The organism is Promicromonospora sp. NPDC057488 (genome assembly GCF_042802395.1).
Taxonomy (GTDB): domain Bacteria; phylum Actinomycetota; class Actinomycetes; order Actinomycetales; family Cellulomonadaceae; genus Promicromonospora.
In genome coordinates this window covers 1-15,808 of record NZ_JBHVEG010000146.1, presented here as the reverse complement: position 1 = coordinate 15,808, position 15,808 = coordinate 1, and the positions used below count along the sequence as shown (strand labels likewise).

Below are 15,808 nucleotides of genomic sequence, written 5' to 3'. Positions count from 1 at the left end.
GCTGCGTAGACAATGTCTACGCAGCGCAACACGCCTCCAGGACATACATTCGCCCCACGGCGGGGCCTCTGCCAACCTGCGCGCGGCGCCCGGCTGCAGCCGCTCTCACTCGACGAACCGTTCCGCCGACTCCACGCGGTAGACGGCGTCCGCCGGGACGTCCTCGAAGAAGTCGACGTCGACCTTCTTCGCCTCGCCGGGGCCGAGCTTCTCGACGAACACCGGGCCCCGGTCGTAGGACCTCTTGCCGTCCTTGCTCTCGGCGACCAGCGTGGCGCCGTACGCGAACACCTGGGTCCCGCTGTTGGTCACCGTGACCGGGACCGTGATCCAGCCGGGCTGCTTGTTCTCGGCGGCACCGACCGCGAGGTCCGCGCCCAGGTCCACGAAGCCGACGTCCTCGAACCGCGCGATCGTCAGCGCCGGGACGGTCACGGTGCCGCCGAGGTCGGTCTTGAGCTCGACCGAGCCGGTCACCACGGCGTGGATCCGCAGCACGTCGCCGGTCTCCACGCCGTCGAGCATCACCTCCGGCCCGATGACGACGGCCGGGTCCTCCAGCTCTCGCTCGGTACCCGGCTGGTCCACCCCGAGGCCGCCGAGGAACCGGTCCGTGCCCGTGGTGCCGTCGAACCTCGCGACCTCGGCGAAGACCACGACGGCCTGCCCCTCGGCCTTGCCCGGGTGCTCGACGACGGACTTCCACCCGGCCGCGTCGACCTCGACGAAGTCGGCAGGGGGAACAGGTGTGGCCGCGCCCTCCGGCGCGGCAGTGCTCTTGTCGATGATCGACCTCGCCGCGTCGGACACGAACGTGGAGGCCGCCATCGCGACGAACACGCCGAGCACCGCGCCAACCACCGACAGGACGATGCCCGCGACCGCGGACCCGCGCCCGGTCGGCGGGTCGGTCCGGCGCGAGCGGGCCAGGCCCACGAACCCGAGCACGACGCCGAGGATCGACGGGACGAACAATAGGCTGAGGAACAGCGACGTGATGCCGAGCACGAGGCTCGTCGTCGCGTGCGGGTTGACCTGCGCGGCCGGCACGCCGTACGGCTGCGGCACCACCGACGGCGGTGTGGGCCCCGGAGCCGCGGACGACGGCGGGGCCAGCGGCAGCGTCTCCGACATCGGCGGTTCGGGCGCGGTGGGTCTCAGGTCCTGGGTCCGCTCGAACTCCCGCTCGCCCACCGTGGTCCTCCGTCGCAGCGCCGCGTGACGCCCGTTGCCGGCACCGGTCCGGCCGGGGCGGCGGGCGCCCTCATGACTGGGAATAGTACGGGTCAGAAGCGGACAAGTAACTGAAACCGCCCGAACGTCACCCGTACCGCTCAGCCTCACTCAGCGGACCAGATCGAAGCGCAGCGTGGCGGCCGCTGACACCAGCGGCCGCCACGCTACGGGTGGTTCTCCCCGTCAGATAAACATCCGCGCGAACTCCGCCTTGCGGTTGGCCACGGAGTCGAGCGAACCGATCTGCACCACACCGCTCGCGGACCCCTCAGGACCAGGCGCGTGAATCACCTTCCCGCTGCCGAGGTAGATCGCGACATGGGTCACGGAGCTGCCGGCGCCGTAGAACACCAGGTCGCCGCGACGCAAGGGCGAGTTGTTGGTCGAGAAGTTCTTGTACGTGTTGTACTGCGTCTCGGACGACATGTGGTTGCCGATGTCGGTCCCGGCTGCCCGAACGGCCTGCGAGGTGAGCCCCGAGCAGTCCCAGGAGTTGGGGCCCTCAGCACCCCAGACGTAGTCCTCACCAAGCTGCTCCTTGGCGAACTCGATCATCCGCTCGACGCCATGAATGCCGGTGTCGACGCCGACCCGCCACAGGTGGTCTCGATCCGTGTTCGAGAGCAGCACGTTGCCGTTGTCCGTCACCTCAAGGGTGGTGGCGGACGCCGCCCACTTCGTGGTCCCGCTCGCCCAGGTCACGTCGCCGTCGGCCTGACGGAGCACGACGTTGCCTGCGTCCGTGATCTCGGCCTTGACCGAACCCGAGCCGTCCATCTCCGGGTGCCAGAGGATGGTCCCGCTCGCGTTCCGGAGCACCAGGTTGCCGTTCTCCTGCATCAGCAGGTTGTACTGCCCGTTCGGCGAGACCAGCCGCTCGTTGGTGTTCAGCTCGTCGCCGAGCCCGATCTTCGCCGGCCACGCAGAGGCGGGCGGGGCGCCCACCACCAGGATGCTGGCCAGCAGCGCGAGAGCAGCCAGGATGCTCCCGCCGATTCGAAAGGTCGCGCCGCCGTCGGCTCGCACGTCAGTCGTCATGTTCTTGCTCCTTCGGAGAGTTGTGCCGGCCCGAGGTTTGGTGCCTCGGTTCGTTCCGAAGGTAGAAAACCCGCAAGTCAGTACGATTCCCGCACTTTGCCCGTACAGGATGAAAATCCCCGTACCCCCGCGGTCCTTCCGCGCAGCGCAAAGGGCTGGTGCCGCCGTCCACCGACGACGACACCAGCCCCTGTCTCGGCGCCTCGGGCGCTGAGGCCGCCTCGCGCTACTGCCCGGTGAACACGAACTGCGAGCCCGGCTCCTTCTCGACGTCCCCCTCACCGGAGTTGGTGACGGTCACGTTCGACAGGATCGCGTTGCCGCGGGCGCCGCCCATCGCGAGGATCCCGGACCCGTTGTTCGACCGGTCGATCCGCACGTTCGTGATCCGGACGTCGGGCATGTTGCCGCCGCCGTTCTTGAACTGGATGCCGTCGTAGGTGGAGTCGACGATGTCCGTGTCGCGGATCGTGACTCCGGTGATGTCGTGGGTCTGCGGGAAGATCGTGATCGCCCCGAACTCCTGGTCCTCGTTCCAGAACGCCCCGCCCGTGCGGTACAGGCCGTTGTTGGCGATGAGCGTGGTCCCCGAGAACGGCAGGGGGTCGTGGTCCGTCGCCAGCATGATGCCGGGGTAGTTCATCGTGTCGTAGACCAGGTTGTTCTCGATGGAGTTGTCGTAGCCGCCGTAGATGGCGATGCCGTTGGCGCGCCACGGGAGCTGGACGGTGTTGTTGCGGAACGCGTTGTCGTGCCCGATGTCGACGTTGCGGTCCTTGACGTACGGGTTGGCCCAGACGGCCAGCGCGTCGTCGCCGGTGTTGCGGAACGACGAGTTGAAGACGAGCGAGTTGCGCGTGCCGTTGCTGAAGTTGATGCCGTCCGCGTAGGTGTTGCGGATGCGCATGCCGGAGAACTCGACGCCGTCGCCCGGCCCCCACAGCTCGGGGATGTTGGTGTAGTCGCGACCCACCCACACGCCGACGTTGGCGTGCTCGATCCACACGTTGGTGATCTTCGTGTCCTGGCCGAAGCGCCCGTTGAGGCCGACGCCGCCCTCCTCCTGGCCGTTGTTGCCGCGGATGTCGCCGGAGCCGAAGATCGCGATGTCGGAGATCTGGACGTTGTCGTCGATGTCGAACCCGAAGTTGCCTTCGTGGGGGTGGTTGATGACGCCCGGGGCGAGGTGCGGCTTGATGAGGCTGTAGAGCTGCGAGTGCCACATGCCCGCGCCGCGGATCGTGACGTCGCTGATGCCCACCTGGTTGTGCGTGCCGCGGTTGAGCGGGTCGTCGGTGAGGATCTTCTTCTCCTGGCGCCACTGGCCCGCCGGGATCCACACGCAGTCGATCTCGCCCTCCTGGTTGGCGGTGACGGCGGCCTGGATGGCGGCCGTGTCCTCCAGCCCGTCGTTCGGGATCGCGCCGTACTCGGTGATCGACGTGCACTGCGCGGGCTTCGAGGTGGCCGGCGCGACCTGCTCGAGCTCGACCAGGTCGATGATGTAGAACGCGGCGTCGTCGCCGGCGTCGCGCTGGAGCTTGAACACCGTGCCCGCCGGGAAGGACCGGCTGAGCAGGGCGTGCGACTCGTCGAACAGGCGGCGGGCGTCGCCGCCCGGGGTGTTGACGAGGCCCTCGGGCTGGTCGGTCGTCCCGTACAGCCAGGAGTGCTTTGAGGAGAGCGTCAGCTTCTGCACGAACTGGCCGTCCGCGTAGAGGCTGATCGTCTTCTCCTGTCCCCCACCGCCGGCGGCGTCGGGGATCGAGTTGCGGACGACGATCGAGTTGGTCTGGTTGGTGGAGGTGAACTGCACGTACTGGCCGGTGCCGTTCAGCCGCACCGACTCGCGGCCCGACGACTCGGTGGCGAAGTTGGTGTGCCCGAACGTGCGCAGCGGGTCGGACTGGAGCAGCGTGCCGTTGTGCTGGCCGTCCTCGGCCTCGTAGGTGGTGTACGGGACGGCGGCGCCGCGGCCCACGGTCACCGCGAGCGTGCCGGTGTTGTTGTCCTCGTTCGTCTCGTCGACGACGTCGGTCGCGTCGGCCGTGGCCGTCACCGTGACGCCGCCGTTGGTCGCCGTCCAGGTCGCGGACGGGGTGACGGTGACGGTGCCGCCCGCCGGGACGGCCGGCGTCGTGCCGTTCAGGGTGGTCGAGCCCGCCACGACGCGCGTGACGGAACCGGCCGGGACCGCCTGGTTGCCGCGGTTGCGCACCTGGACGGAGAAGGTCACGGCCGCGCCGACAGCGGGGTTGGCCGGGTTCGAGGACACGGAGACGACCTCCAGGTCGGGCCCGGGCGCCTCGCCGACGACGAGCTTGGCCGTGGCCGTGAACCCGTTGTCGGTCTCGTCCTGCTCGGCCACGGTGTTGCCGGGGTCGACGACGGCGCCGACCGTGTACTCACCGGCGGGCTTGGTGCCGGCCGCGACCTGCACCTGGGCGGTCGCGCCGGGCTGGAGCGCGGCGACGTTCGCCGAGCCGGCCGTGCTGCCGCCGATCTTGCCGTCCAGCGTCGTGGCCGACGAGGCCCGGTCGCCCGTGTTCTTCACGGTCGCCGTGAGCGTCAGGGGCGTGGTCGCCGTCGGCGACGCCGGGGACGCCGTCACCGCGGTGACGGTGAGGTTCGGGTTGGGCGCCGGGGCGCCGTAGACCTCGAGCTCGGCGACCTGCCCGTTGCCCGCGCCCGTGTTGGCGGTGAAGCGCAGCCGCACGTCGGTGACCGTGCCGGTCACGGGAACGTCCACGAGGTTGCCGCTCCCGGGCGCGAACGCGTACGCGGCGGACGCCTTGATCTCCTGCCAAGCGCCCGTTCCCGAGCGCCCCCAGACCGAGAAGGTCTGCGTGCGCGCGCCCCAGGCACCGTCCGGGTTCACGCGCACCCGCACGCTGCTGACCTGCGTGGGCGCGGCCAGCGAGACGTCGAGCGTCGACGGGTACTGCCCGCCGGCGCCCTCCCAGTAGGTGCCGGTCTGCCCGTCCACGGCGTTGGCCGCGACATACGTCCACTCGGTCGACGCCGCCGCCGCCGGGCGGTTCAGGGCGTAGTTGGTACCGGTCGGGTCGGTGGGATCGGTGGGGTCCGGCGGGTCGGTCGGGTCAGGGTCGCCCGTGGGCGTGCCCCACACCTGCAGCTCGGAGACCTGCCCGTTGCCCGCGCCGGTGTTGGAGCTGAACGCGAGACGCACCTCGTCGGCCTCCCCGTCCAGCGGGACCTCGACGGTGTTGCCGCTCGCCGGGTCGAAGGCGTAGGCGGCCGAGGCCTTGAGCGTGCGGAACGACGACTCGCCGTCGGACCGGCCGAGCACGCTGAACGTCTGGGTGCGCGGCGACCACGCGGCGGGCGGGGGCAGCTTGACGACGACGCGCTCGACGTCGGCGTCCTGCCCGAGGTCGACCGTGAGGTGCGCCGGGTACTGCCCGCCCGCGCCCTCCCAGTAGGACGAGACGTTCCCGTCGTTCGCGTTGCCGGCGACGTAGGTCTGCGTCACGGACGACGCCGTGATCGGCTTGCCGAGGGCGAGGTTGGTGGCGTCCGCGGCGTGCGCGACGACGGCCAGTCCGAACGGCGCGACGAGCGCCAGCGCGGCGCCCGTCACGACCGTGTGCTTCCAGGGGATTCTCATGAACGTCCTCGTTCTCCCGCCGGGGCGGGCTCGGCCACCCGCGGGCATCGTCGCCCGACGTCGGCGCGCCCGGCCGTGGCGCGCGTCGACGTCCTGGGTGGATCGGGTCGGCGCCACCGAGACGGCCCGAGAAGGGCCGCGCACCGGGGGCGAGAGTGCAGAGTTGCAGTACGTGCACTGCTTTGTGCTCGTTGCCTGTCAAGTTCTTGCAGTCTTGCGGTTCGGATATTACGAGGGCGAATCCTGGGGCGTCAAGGGTCCGGCGGGGTCCCGCCGCGCGCTGGCATCATGTCCGGATGCCCGACGCCGCCCGCCTCACCTGCCCGTTCTGCCACCGGAAGGTCTCGCCGCCCGCGCTCCGCCTGCACGAGTGGTGGCACGGGAGGCGCCGGCGGGACGGCCAGCAGCAGGGGCACGTGACCCTGACGCGCGACGCCCGGTACGAGGGCTCGCTCGACGGCGTCCCCCAGACGTACCGCCACTCGGTCTGCGGGGCGGGCACGGGCATGCCCGAGGAGATCGTCCGCAGCTACCTCGCCAACCCGTTCCTCTACGGCGACCTGTCGTTCTGCACGGGCTGCGGCGACTACGTGTCCAAGGCGGAGCTGCGCTGGGCCGAGACGGGACAGCCGCTGCGCGAGTACTTCGACGCGCTCCGCGCGGCGGCGACACCGGAGCTACGGGCGCAGGCGCAGGTGCACCGGCGGGGTGGGGTGGGGCGGTAGTCAGGGGCGGCGCTCAGCCGCCGGTCACCTCTTGCCTTGGCGCGTCCCACGCCTCCGGGCTCGCGTAGTGGTTCCGATGGCCGGCCGCCAGCACGGCGCGCAGTGGCACGAGGTGCTCGGTATCGTCCGGAAGCCCCAGCCGGTCGAGGAGATCTAGAGCGGGGGCAGGTTCGAGGTTGCCGAAGTAGTCGTGGTAGCTCGCGAGTATCGCCTTGAAGACGGCCTGGTGCAGACCGTCGATCTCCGACGAGCAGCGGTAGGCGCGCTCCTTCACCTCCCACGCCACCGGGCCGGAGAGGTCCAGCACCCGAGCAGCGCGGCGCAGGAACAGGTCCGGGGCGGCCGCCGCGGCGAGCGCATCCCGGTCTGCGAGCTCGTCACCGATGAGCGCCCTGAATGCGCCCTCCGACGTCGCCCGGCACTCGAACCAGGAGTGCCAGATCGAGTTGTCGATCACCGTCGAGAGGCTCGGGGCTTCCAGCCGCTCCCGCAGCCCCGCCCAGAGCTCCGGCGGCGGCACCTTGCCTCGCAGGCAGTACGGGAAGTGCAGTTCCTCCGCCGTCCACAGCTCGTCGAGGAGGTCCACCATCCCCAGGGCGACCTGGATCCTCCCGGCCTCGTCCAGGTCGTCGTCGTCCTCGAAGATCCAGGACGAGCAGTTCAGCGCGATGTCGTTCTTCGTCACCTCGCGCTCGGGCTCGTCGTCGTAGATCCAGACGTCGGGCCCCGTCTGCAGCACTCCGTTCTCGGCCAGCCAGGCGCGAGCGACGTCGGCATCGGTATGTTCCACTTTGCTCTCTCACACTCGGCAGCGATGGCACGCTAGCCGGGACGCACGCCGAAAGCGCACCATTTTCGTCAAGCACTCACAGCCCGAAGGGATCGCGATGTCCGGCAATCTGCGCGATCCCTTCCGCACGCAGGCCGAGTACCTCGCCCATGACGCCCCCACAAAGGAACTGGCCGCGGTCTTCGAAAGCGGAGGCAGCGCCGGGTACAGCGACGAGCTGCGCGCGATGATCGTCCACGAGCTGGTCCTGACCAGGCACGATGTCGCCAACCATCCGCTGGTCGGCCGCTGGGCGCGCGGGAGCCACTGGCGCCATCACGGGCTCGGCTGGCTCCCGCTCGAGCTCACCGAGTTCGAGCGGTCGCCTGGCCCGCGGGGCGCACGGTTCGAGCAGGGATGGGAGGCCCTCCTCGCCGGCAGGTCGGTCGATGCTGCGGGCAGGACGATCGAGTTCGTCGAGACGACGACCGACGACTACACCGACCGCGCCGCGCAGGCGTTCGCCCACTGGGCCAAGGACTCCAACGGCAAGATCGACGCGCACGAGTACCTGGCCGCCGACGCCGTCCGGGACGACGATCTGCGCGACCTGCTCGTGCATGCAGCGCCTGCGTTCCTCGGCACCACCCACACGCTCCGAGCGATCCCGGCCACCCTCACACAGGCCTGGCTGAGGCTCTACCAGGCCGGGAGCGCCCCCAGCTACTACGGGTCCAGCCCAGGCGGCGCTCACGGGAGGCTGTATGCCTGGCAGTCGATCGCCGCGCTCACCGGGGCACCGGTCGCGGCGACCCCCGACGACATCGCACGGCTGGCCCGCACCTGTCGATGGTTCGCCCTGGACGTCACGAGCGCCTGGTTCTGGGACGCCTGGTGGGTCTCCGACGTCGCGCTTGCCTGCATCGGCCCCGAGCCGGAGCGGGTCGCGGTGATCGCGGCGACCGGCACCGACTGACCGCGGCTGCGCGACCGGTGCTGGAGGATGACCGGCATGACCTGGCAGGAGGAGGACGGACGGTCGTACGCGATAGCGCCCCCGACACCCGACGAAGACCTCCAGGGACGACGGCTGTTCGTCGCGGACGACGACGGTGACCTGGAGCCGGCGCTGGAGATCCTGTCCGGACCGCACGCCGGCCTCCAGGAGATCACCGCGACGTGGCACCGCCCCGTGCGGCCACTGCTCGTGCAACGGCTGGCGACGGAGGCCGTGACCGAGCTGCTCGACGGCGTCGTCCGCAGGGGCCGCTTCGGATGGCCGCAGGCGAACATCGCCCAGGCGCTCTCCTGGGCGGGCCGGGAGGTCGGACGCTGGTGGGGCCCGGAATGGCCGCTCGACGGCAGCGATGCCGGCACCTTTGCCGAGGGAAAGACCTATGCGGCGCCCGATGCCGAGGCATCTTCTTTCGCTTGGCTGGGTCTCGCGCTCGACACGGGCGACGTCCAGGTCACCACCTACCAGGACGACGCGTACTTCGGACTCTGCTTCGAGCCCCAACCGCGTAACGCTCTCGCCGACAACGACCCGAGGTACTACAGGCTCCACGAGTCGCTCGCGCTGCCCGTCGGCCGGATCGAACAGGTCACCGTCGCGATCGACCGGACGACGCTGGACGACCCGATGTCCGACGTCGTGCTCGCCGAGACCACGCTCGTCGTCGGCGGACGGCCTGTCCCGCTCATCGCCGCCGAAAACTACGGCCCCGACGAGTGGCACCGGCTCGACGAGTCGGTCGTGGTGCTGAGTGATCCGGACGCCGTGGACAGAATTGGCTGGCTCCCACCCCGGCCCATGCGCCGATAGCCGCAGGTAAACACGTCGCCCCCGGTCTGCACGATCCGCTACGGTCATCCCCGCGACGGCGTGTAGTTCAGCGCAGAACACCCGGCTTCGGACCGGGAGGGCGCGGGCTCGTTACCCGCCACGCCGGCCGGCGACGTGTAGTTCAGGGGAGAACACCGGGCTGATCCCGGAGGGCGCAGGTTCGAAGCCTGCCACGTCGGCATGTCCTACGAGGAGCAGCAGCTGTTCGCTGCCGTCCACACCGCCGTCGGCCACCCGGACCCCGCGACACGGGAACGTGCGCACACCCGCGCCCAGGCCTGGGTGCAGCACCTGGCCGGCGTGCTGGCCGGGAAGATCACCACCGGCACCCGGACGCCGGTGCGCGACCTGCCCGCGTGGGTCACGCTCGACGTCCTGCACGGCGGCTTCGCGTCCGGCTCCGCGGCCGCGGGCGGTCCGCTGTCCGACGACGAGCACACGCTCGCCCGTGAGCTCGACGTGCCGCGGACGCGCGCGGCGCTGAACGCCTGGCACCTGACCGACGAGGGTCGGGCGCGCCTGCTGGCGCTGCTCGACAGCGGGCACTACGAGATCGTGCATCCGGAGAACGCGGCGCTCCTCGTGGTCGCCTGGCTGGTCCACGCCGGTGACACAGACACGGCAGTCTCGGTGCTGGAGCAGATGGGGCCGCTCATGGACCGACTCCGCTTCTACCCCGTCGAGACGGAGCAGGACGAGGCGCCCACCGGCCAGGTCTTCCGCCGCTCGGAAGCGGCCACGCGTGCGGCCCTCGCAGCGCGGACGCCCCACCCCCGGGTCGAGACGCAGCGCGAGGCGCTGACGGTCTGGGCCCCGTTCGCCGACGAGCTCCTCGCGCTCTGGTGGCCGGTGGCCGACCCCGACGCGTCGCAACCCTGCCCGACGCCGCCACAATCGCCGACGCCGCCACGCGCTACCGTGCGCTGGCCGCCGCGCACACCCGCAGCACGGCACACACGAGCCAGAAGACGAACCTCGGCGTGCTCGTGGCCGCGACGCTGCGCGCCGCCGAGGGCGACCTGAGCGCCGGGGAGCGGTCCCGCGCGGTCCACGCGGCGCGAGGCATGGCCGCGAAGCGCGGCCGGCCCGGGTCCGCCGACCTCGCCAGGGCACGTGACCTGCAGCTCGACGCAGTCCGGGCGCCGTCGCACGCCGCGGTGGCGCACGTGGTCGCCGGACGCCTCGACGCCGACGCCGTGCGCCGGGGCGTGCCGGACCCCGAGGCCGTCCTCGGGTCCATCGCCACCGGGGAGGCGAGCGCGGTGGTGCCCGTGGGCGCCGTCGTACCTCCGTCCGTCGTTCGGGCCGTCGGTCTGGCAGCGCAGGGGACGGTCGAGGAACTGCACGAACGGGGCATCATCCCGTCGGCCGAGGTGCTGGCAGAGCTCGCCCCACAGCTCGTGGGCGCGCAGTACGCCGCGACCTACCCGGACCCGGTGCTCGGGCTGCTGATGGCACGGACCTATCAGGCATTCCGTGCCCGGCGGTCGCTGCTGCTCACGGACCTCAGCGCGCAGGTGAAGCTCGGCGAGCTGCCGTGGGTCTCGGCGGTCGGCCCCTACCGGGCCGTCGCTGACACGGCGCGCGACGCCGCCGCTGCCGCCCTGCGCCGGGTCGGCGGCCTGTACCTCGTGTGGTTCGGCGGCACGCCGCTGCCGAACCCGCTCCTCGTCGAGCTCGAGGCCCTCGCGAGCCAGGCCGGGCTCGACGTGCCCCTGGTTCCCGAGCTGGCGGCCGACATCTTCCAGGACGCGTTCTCCCGCCGGTTCGCGGTCACCGCAGCGCTGGTGCGGGAGCACGCCGGTCCGGCGTACCTCACCTATTACGGGCTGGCCGACGACCTGGCCGAGCTCGCCCGGCACGACGACGACAAGCAGGTCTTCGCGCGCGCGTGCCGGCGCCGGGCCGAGCAGTCCGGCAGCGGCGACCACTGGTCGGTCACGCGCAACGGGATGGTGATCGAGCAGGCCCAGATCGTGACGAGCCACAACCTGGCGTCACTGGCCGCCCTCGGCGTGCCCGCGGACCCGGAGGCGACGGCGCGGCTCGCGTTCGCCGACGTCCTGCGGCTGGTGCGCGTCGCCGTCCGGCCGGGTACCGCGGAGTACGTCGCCCGGAGCGACGCCCGGGCCGCCGGTCTGGCGTGGCGGCACGTCGTGTGGTTCGCCGCCCTGCTCCCGGAGGCTCGTACGCACGCGCTGATCGGCGAGCTGACGGCGTCAGTCGGTGACGAGTCGCCGCGGCTCACGGCCGCGCTCTCCGACCTGGCGGCGGCGTTCTCCGGGACTGCGCCGGACAGACCGCTGCTCGGCTGGGCGAACGGGCCACACCCCCTCCTCGCGCCGGCCGGCAGCTTCCGGTAGTCCCCGCCCCCGAAAGTTCCCCCACTCCCGCCCTGGTGCTCCGCCCCCGCCAGGCGGACCGTGGAGGAATGGATCCCAGCCCGGAAGCACCGTCGGCCGAGGCGGTCGCGGAACGCCTGTTCGGTGCCGTTCTCGGCACCGTAGACCTGATGTCGACCTTCCTGGGCGACCGCCTGGGCTGGTACCGCTCGCTGGCCGAGGACGGTCCCGCTACCCCGCCCGAGCTCGCCGAGCGCACCGGCACCGACGCCCGGTACGCGCGCGAGTGGCTGGAGCAGCAGACGGTCACCGGCCTGCTGCACCTCGACTCGGACGGCGCCGCCGACGAGCGCGTCTTCAGCATCCCGCCGGCCACCGCGGAGGTCATGACCGACCGGCACAGCCTCAACTTCCTGGCGCCGATCGGCCGGATGTTCGGGGCGGTCGGTCCGGCCCTGCCCCGGCTCCTCGACGCCTACCGCACCGGCGACGGGATCAGCTGGGCCGAGCTGGGCGATCACGCGCGCGAGGGCCAGGCGGACGCGAACCGGCCGTGGTTCGAACACCGGCTGGCCGATGCGCTGCGCACCGTCGAGGACCTGCACGGGCTGCTGGCGCGCCCGGGTGCCCGCGTCCTCGACGTCGGCAGCGGCGGCGGCTGGTCGAGCATCGCGCTGGGCCGGGCCTACCCGGACGCCGCGGTGCACGGGATCGACATCGACGCACCATCGGTCGTGATGGCGGCCGCAAATGCCCAGGCGGCCGGTGTCTCCGACCGGGTCCGGTTCTCGCACGGGGACGCCGCGGAGCTCCCCGCCGAGCACTACGACGCGGCCTTCGCCTTCGAGTGCGTCCACGACATGCCCCGGCCCGTCGACGTGCTCGCGGCCGTCCGGAGGTCGCTCACGCCTGGCGCCCCGCTGATCGTGATGGACGAGGCCGTGGCCGACACGTTCGCGCCCGACGGCGACGACCTCGAGCGCATGATGTACGGCTTCAGCCTCTTCGTCTGCCTGCCCGACGGCCGGTCCAGCAGCCCGAGCACTGCCACCGGGACGGTCATGCGTCCCGAGCGCCTGCGCGAGTACGCCGAGGCCGCCGGGTTCGGCTCCGTCGAGGTGCTGCCAATCACCGACTTCGGCTTCTTCCGCTTCTACCGGATCACCTGAGCTCGCGGTACCCGACGGGCCCCAGGGGTCCTCAGGGTGCGCCAGGAACGACGAACGTCACCGTCCGCACCGGGTTGTCGAACTCGGTGGTGCGCAGCGACACCTGCACCTCCCACTCCCCCGTGGTCGGCAGCACGACGTCGCCCGCGTAGACCCCCGGCCCGAGCGAGCTGAGCGACAGCTCCCCGAGCTCCACCTCGTCGGACGCCAGGCTCATCCGCGGGGCCTCGAAGCCCTCCGCAGGCTCCCCCGCCGGGTCGGTCATCTCGATCGTGAGCGTGGCCGGCCCGACGGCGACCGGGTCCAGGGTGATCCGCGCCGAGACGTCGTCCAGCCGCACCGACTCGGTGGCGCTCTCCCCGCGGCCCTCGGCCGCCACCGCCGACGCCGTCTCGGGGCTGCGGTCCACCAGGAACCCGGTGACCGCCAGCACCACGACCAGCACGCCGGCCTCCGCGAGCGCCGTCCGGACCAGGGGTGTGGCCGACGCCGAGCGGTCGGTGCGCGCGGGCGCCGTCCGGCCGCGGGACACCGCACCGCCGCGAGACGCCTTGCGCCCGCGGGGCGGTGGCCGGCGGGCGGGCTCGGGGCGCGCCGCCACCGCCCGGAACCTCGGGAGCAGCGCGTACCGGTTCCACGCGGCGATGCCGATCGCGACCAGCGCGGCGAGCACCTTGACCAGCAGCAGGGCGCCGTAGCCGGAGTCGAGCAGGGCGGCCCAGCTCCCGGAGATCCGCCACGCCAGCACGGTCCCCGCGACCACCAGCACCGCGAGCAGCCCGGCGGCCCAGGTGGAGAACGAGCCGAGCACGACGGCGCCGTGCTCGCCGCGCGCGAGGTCGCCGAGCACCAGGGCGATCGCCACCAGGCCGCCCAGCCACAGGGACCCCGCGGCCAGGTGGAGCACGTCCACGCCGAGCACGAGCACCTCGGGCGTCGCGGCCCGCGTGTGCCCGGTGAACGCGGGCGCGGTGACCGCCAGGGCGCAGCCGGCGAGCACCAGCGCGGCCCGTCCCTGCCCCCGGCCCGGGCCGGGGACGGCCACCGGGAGCGCGCACGCGGCCAGGGCGAGTCCGGCGACGACGGCGGCCGGCACCGCGTACTCGGCGGCCGCGAGCACCGTCCAGGTGTCGCCGTCGGCGAGGGCGGAGGCCGGGAGGCCGAGCTGGTAGAGCGCGACCAGCGGCACGGCGAGCGCCCAGCCCAGTGCGCCGACGCCGGCCGCCACGCGGGCGACGGGCCGGAGCCGGGCCCGCGAGCGGTCGGCGGCGGGGTCGCGCGGGAGGAACAGCACCGCGAAGGCGGCCAGCCCGGCGGCCAGGAGCAGGCCCACGTAGCCCACGCCGCGGACCACGCCGAGCAGGACGGGCGCCTCGGTCCCGGCGTCGGCGCCGGTCCCGGGCACGTCGACGACGTCGCTGGGCGCGCCGACCGCGAAGCTCAGCGAGCCGCCGATCGGGTGCCCGTCCTCGGACACGAGCCGCCACACGACCACGAGGGTGCCGTCGGCGACCTCCTCGTCGAGGTCGACGAGGAGCCGCGACGCGCGGACCGTGGCCGTGGAGGCCACCTCGGTGCCCGTCGCGTCGAACACCTTGATCCCGGCCGGGACGCCGATCACGGACTCGTTGAAGGTGAACGTGACCCGCTCGGGGGCGGTCTCCAGCACCGCGCCCTGGGCCGGGTCCGTGCTGATGAGAGTGGCGTGGGCCGAGGCGCTGCCCGCCGGCCCCACCAGGAGGGCGGTCAGGACCGTGAGCAGGAGCAGCCAGCCCCCGGCGCGCCGGACGGCGCTGGTGGGGCCGGTGGCGCTGGTGGCGCTCATGGGTTCCGGCGGCGGCGGAGCAGGACGAACCCGCCCGCCAGCGCGCCCACGACCAGCAGGCCGGCCGCGCCGTAGGTGACCATGGGGTCGCGGCCCGAGGTGGCGGCGGCGGGCGCGGCTTCGGCGTCTGCCGCGTCAGCCTGGGCTCCGGCAGGCTCGGCGACCACTGTTGCCTCGGCCGCGGGCTCGGCCGCGGCCTCCTCCTTGGCCTCCTCCTCGACCTCGCCCGCTTCCCCGCCCTTCCCCTCGGTCACGACCAGCACCGGCGCCGGGCGCTCCAGGTCGTCGTGCCCCTCCGCGTGCTCGGCGACCTCGGTCCAGGCGGCCTCGCCCACCTCGCACCGCTGGACGACCGGGAAGACGAGCGTCGCCCCGGCGTCGTCGGGCAGGCGCACGGAGAACGCGACCTCGGCGTGCTCGCCGTCCGGCAGCGGGGTGTCCGTGCTGTAGGTGAGGCCGTCCGCGGCCTGGTCGACCGCCCAGCGGTCCGTGCCGGAGGCGCGCACCTCGGTGACCTCCTCCGGCATCCGGATGGTGATCGCGGTGGTCGCGGACTCCGCGCAGCCGTGCGGGATCTCGACCCGGAGGTCGGCCGTGGCGCCCGCCGCGGTGGTGGACGGCGTGATGGTCACGTGGGCGGACGCCGGCACCGTCGCCAGCGCCACCAGGCCGGCGGCGGCGAGTCCGGACAGGGCCGTGCGCCGGACGGCGGTCATGCGATTCATGGCGACTCCATCGTCGAGTTGAGCGTTACCAAATCAGCCCGCCGAACCACTGTCAAGAGTGTGAACTGAGGGCCCGAAACCGTGGACGTTCACCCACCGCACCGCGTACGGTGGTTCACGTCACCGAACCAAGGTCGCTCCCGTGAACTGTGTCCCGTCGGAGCGGCCGCCACCGGAGGGAAGCCATGCCCAACATCACCGTCGAGCTGCTGCGCGGCCGCACCGTCGAGCAGCGCCGTGACTTCGCCAAGGCCGTGGCCGACAGCGCGGTCGAGATCCTGGGCGCCCGCCGCCAGGACGTCCGCATGGTCTTCAGCGAGATCACGCCCGACATCGTCGCCAACGGCGGCGTGCTCGCCAGCGAGGACGACAGCCGGGCGGGCGTCGTCGCCACGTTCGCGGACGACTGACAGCCGGCTCTTTCGAGGCCTAGGTTTCTTCGCTCTGAGCCGGCTCAAAGCGAAGAAACTTAGGCCTCAAAGGAGAGGTCGGGCCGGGCCCGGGG

13 protein-coding genes and 2 tRNA genes are annotated in these 15,808 nt (G+C 72.3%); 9 read left to right on the top strand and 6 right to left on the bottom strand.

The genetic code is table 11. The annotated features are described in order from the left end of the window. Window positions 1-105 precede the first annotated feature (105 nt). The 3 genes from ACFU5G_RS23060 to ACFU5G_RS23050 form a co-directional block, all read right to left on the bottom strand. Window positions 106-1,194, bottom strand: a complete 1,089-nt coding sequence (locus tag ACFU5G_RS23060; RefSeq protein ID WP_377250039.1) for a DUF4190 domain-containing protein — start codon at window positions 1,192-1,194, stop codon at window positions 106-108. 225 nt (window positions 1,195-1,419) lie between these two features. Continuing rightward, window positions 1,420-2,274 (bottom strand): NlpC/P60 family protein, encoded by an 855-nt coding sequence (locus tag ACFU5G_RS23055; RefSeq protein WP_377250037.1) that lies wholly within the window; start codon window positions 2,272-2,274, stop codon window positions 1,420-1,422. A 226-nt stretch (window positions 2,275-2,500) separates the two neighbouring features. Further along, window positions 2,501-5,902, bottom strand: coding sequence for a CARDB domain-containing protein (locus ACFU5G_RS23050; RefSeq protein ID WP_377250035.1), 3,402 nt, complete (start codon window positions 5,900-5,902; stop codon window positions 2,501-2,503). 296 nt (window positions 5,903-6,198) lie between these two features. Between ACFU5G_RS23050 and ACFU5G_RS23045 the strand changes: the two genes are divergently transcribed. Further along, the gene (locus ACFU5G_RS23045) at window positions 6,199-6,627 is read left to right on the top strand and encodes a hypothetical protein (protein ID WP_377250033.1); all 429 of its coding nucleotides are present in this window, start codon (window positions 6,199-6,201) and stop codon (window positions 6,625-6,627) included. A 13-nt stretch (window positions 6,628-6,640) separates the two neighbouring features. Here ACFU5G_RS23045 and ACFU5G_RS23040 read toward each other — a convergent pair whose 3' ends face one another. Further along, on the bottom strand, window positions 6,641-7,417 hold the full coding sequence (locus ACFU5G_RS23040; protein ID WP_377250030.1) for a hypothetical protein: 777 nt from the start codon (window positions 7,415-7,417) through the stop codon (window positions 6,641-6,643). Window positions 7,418-7,514: 97 nt separating this feature from the next. On the opposite strand from ACFU5G_RS23040, the gene ACFU5G_RS23035 reads away from it, so the two are divergent. From ACFU5G_RS23035 to ACFU5G_RS23005, 7 genes are all read left to right on the top strand, one after another. Next, entirely contained in the window at window positions 7,515-8,372 is an 858-nt protein-coding gene (locus ACFU5G_RS23035) for a DUF6183 family protein (RefSeq protein ID WP_377250027.1), read from the top strand. A gap of 36 nt (window positions 8,373-8,408) precedes the next feature. After that, window positions 8,409-9,221, top strand: coding sequence for a hypothetical protein (locus ACFU5G_RS23030; RefSeq protein WP_377250024.1), 813 nt, complete (start codon window positions 8,409-8,411; stop codon window positions 9,219-9,221). 56 nt (window positions 9,222-9,277) lie between these two features. Then, window positions 9,278-9,348: transfer RNA gene (locus ACFU5G_RS23025), tRNA-Arg, on the top strand. A gap of 4 nt (window positions 9,349-9,352) precedes the next feature. Next, window positions 9,353-9,421 (top strand) — tRNA-Ser (locus ACFU5G_RS23020). Window position 9,422: 1 nt separating this feature from the next. After that, window positions 9,423-10,265: a hypothetical protein gene (locus ACFU5G_RS23015; protein WP_377250022.1), complete on the top strand. Its 843-nt coding sequence runs from the start codon at window positions 9,423-9,425 to the stop codon at window positions 10,263-10,265. After that, window positions 10,223-11,605 (top strand): hypothetical protein, encoded by a 1,383-nt coding sequence (locus ACFU5G_RS23010; protein WP_377250019.1) that lies wholly within the window; start codon window positions 10,223-10,225, stop codon window positions 11,603-11,605. Before ACFU5G_RS23015 ends, ACFU5G_RS23010 begins: the two co-directional genes overlap by 43 nt. Before the next feature lie 149 nt (window positions 11,606-11,754). Beyond that, window positions 11,755-12,753, top strand: a complete 999-nt coding sequence (locus ACFU5G_RS23005) for a class I SAM-dependent methyltransferase (protein ID WP_377250017.1) — start codon at window positions 11,755-11,757, stop codon at window positions 12,751-12,753. A gap of 31 nt (window positions 12,754-12,784) precedes the next feature. Here the strand turns inward: ACFU5G_RS23005 and ACFU5G_RS23000 are convergent, their stop codons facing one another. After that, window positions 12,785-14,578 carry a copper resistance protein CopC gene (locus ACFU5G_RS23000; protein ID WP_377250015.1) on the bottom strand — a complete coding sequence of 598 codons (1,794 nt, stop codon included), beginning with the start codon at window positions 14,576-14,578 and terminating at the stop codon, window positions 12,785-12,787. Next, window positions 14,575-15,303 carry a YcnI family protein gene (locus ACFU5G_RS22995; RefSeq protein ID WP_377250013.1) on the bottom strand — a complete coding sequence of 243 codons (729 nt, stop codon included), beginning with the start codon at window positions 15,301-15,303 and terminating at the stop codon, window positions 14,575-14,577. Before ACFU5G_RS22995 ends, ACFU5G_RS23000 begins: the two co-directional genes overlap by 4 nt. A 185-nt stretch (window positions 15,304-15,488) precedes the next feature. Here ACFU5G_RS22995 and ACFU5G_RS22990 point away from each other — a divergent pair, with 185 nt between their 5' ends. Then, window positions 15,489-15,713, top strand: a complete 225-nt coding sequence (locus ACFU5G_RS22990; RefSeq protein WP_121383763.1) for a tautomerase family protein — start codon at window positions 15,489-15,491, stop codon at window positions 15,711-15,713. The last annotated feature ends 95 nt before the right edge of the window (window positions 15,714-15,808 follow it).

What these genes read in the sequence shown, in the direction of transcription:
- ACFU5G_RS23045 (WP_377250033.1), top strand. Translation starts at nt 6,199, where the DNA reads ATGCCCGACGCCGCCCGCCTCACCTGCCCGTTCTGCCACCGGAAGGTC.
- ACFU5G_RS23035 (WP_377250027.1), top strand. Translation starts at nt 7,515, where the DNA reads ATGTCCGGCAATCTGCGCGATCCCTTCCGCACGCAGGCCGAGTACCTC.
- ACFU5G_RS22990 (WP_121383763.1), top strand. Translation starts at nt 15,489, where the DNA reads ATGCCCAACATCACCGTCGAGCTGCTGCGCGGCCGCACCGTCGAGCAG.
- ACFU5G_RS23000 (WP_377250015.1), bottom strand. Translation starts at nt 14,578, where the DNA reads ATGAGCGCCACCAGCGCCACCGGCCCCACCAGCGCCGTCCGGCGCGCC.
- ACFU5G_RS23050 (WP_377250035.1), bottom strand. Translation starts at nt 5,902, where the DNA reads ATGAGAATCCCCTGGAAGCACACGGTCGTGACGGGCGCCGCGCTGGCG.
- ACFU5G_RS23005 (WP_377250017.1), top strand. Translation starts at nt 11,755, where the DNA reads ATGTCGACCTTCCTGGGCGACCGCCTGGGCTGGTACCGCTCGCTGGCC.
- ACFU5G_RS23030 (WP_377250024.1), top strand. Translation starts at nt 8,409, where the DNA reads ATGACCTGGCAGGAGGAGGACGGACGGTCGTACGCGATAGCGCCCCCG.
- ACFU5G_RS22995 (WP_377250013.1), bottom strand. Translation starts at nt 15,303, where the DNA reads ATGAATCGCATGACCGCCGTCCGGCGCACGGCCCTGTCCGGACTCGCC.
- ACFU5G_RS23055 (WP_377250037.1), bottom strand. Translation starts at nt 2,274, where the DNA reads ATGACGACTGACGTGCGAGCCGACGGCGGCGCGACCTTTCGAATCGGC.
- ACFU5G_RS23015 (WP_377250022.1), top strand. Translation starts at nt 9,423, where the DNA reads ATGTCCTACGAGGAGCAGCAGCTGTTCGCTGCCGTCCACACCGCCGTC.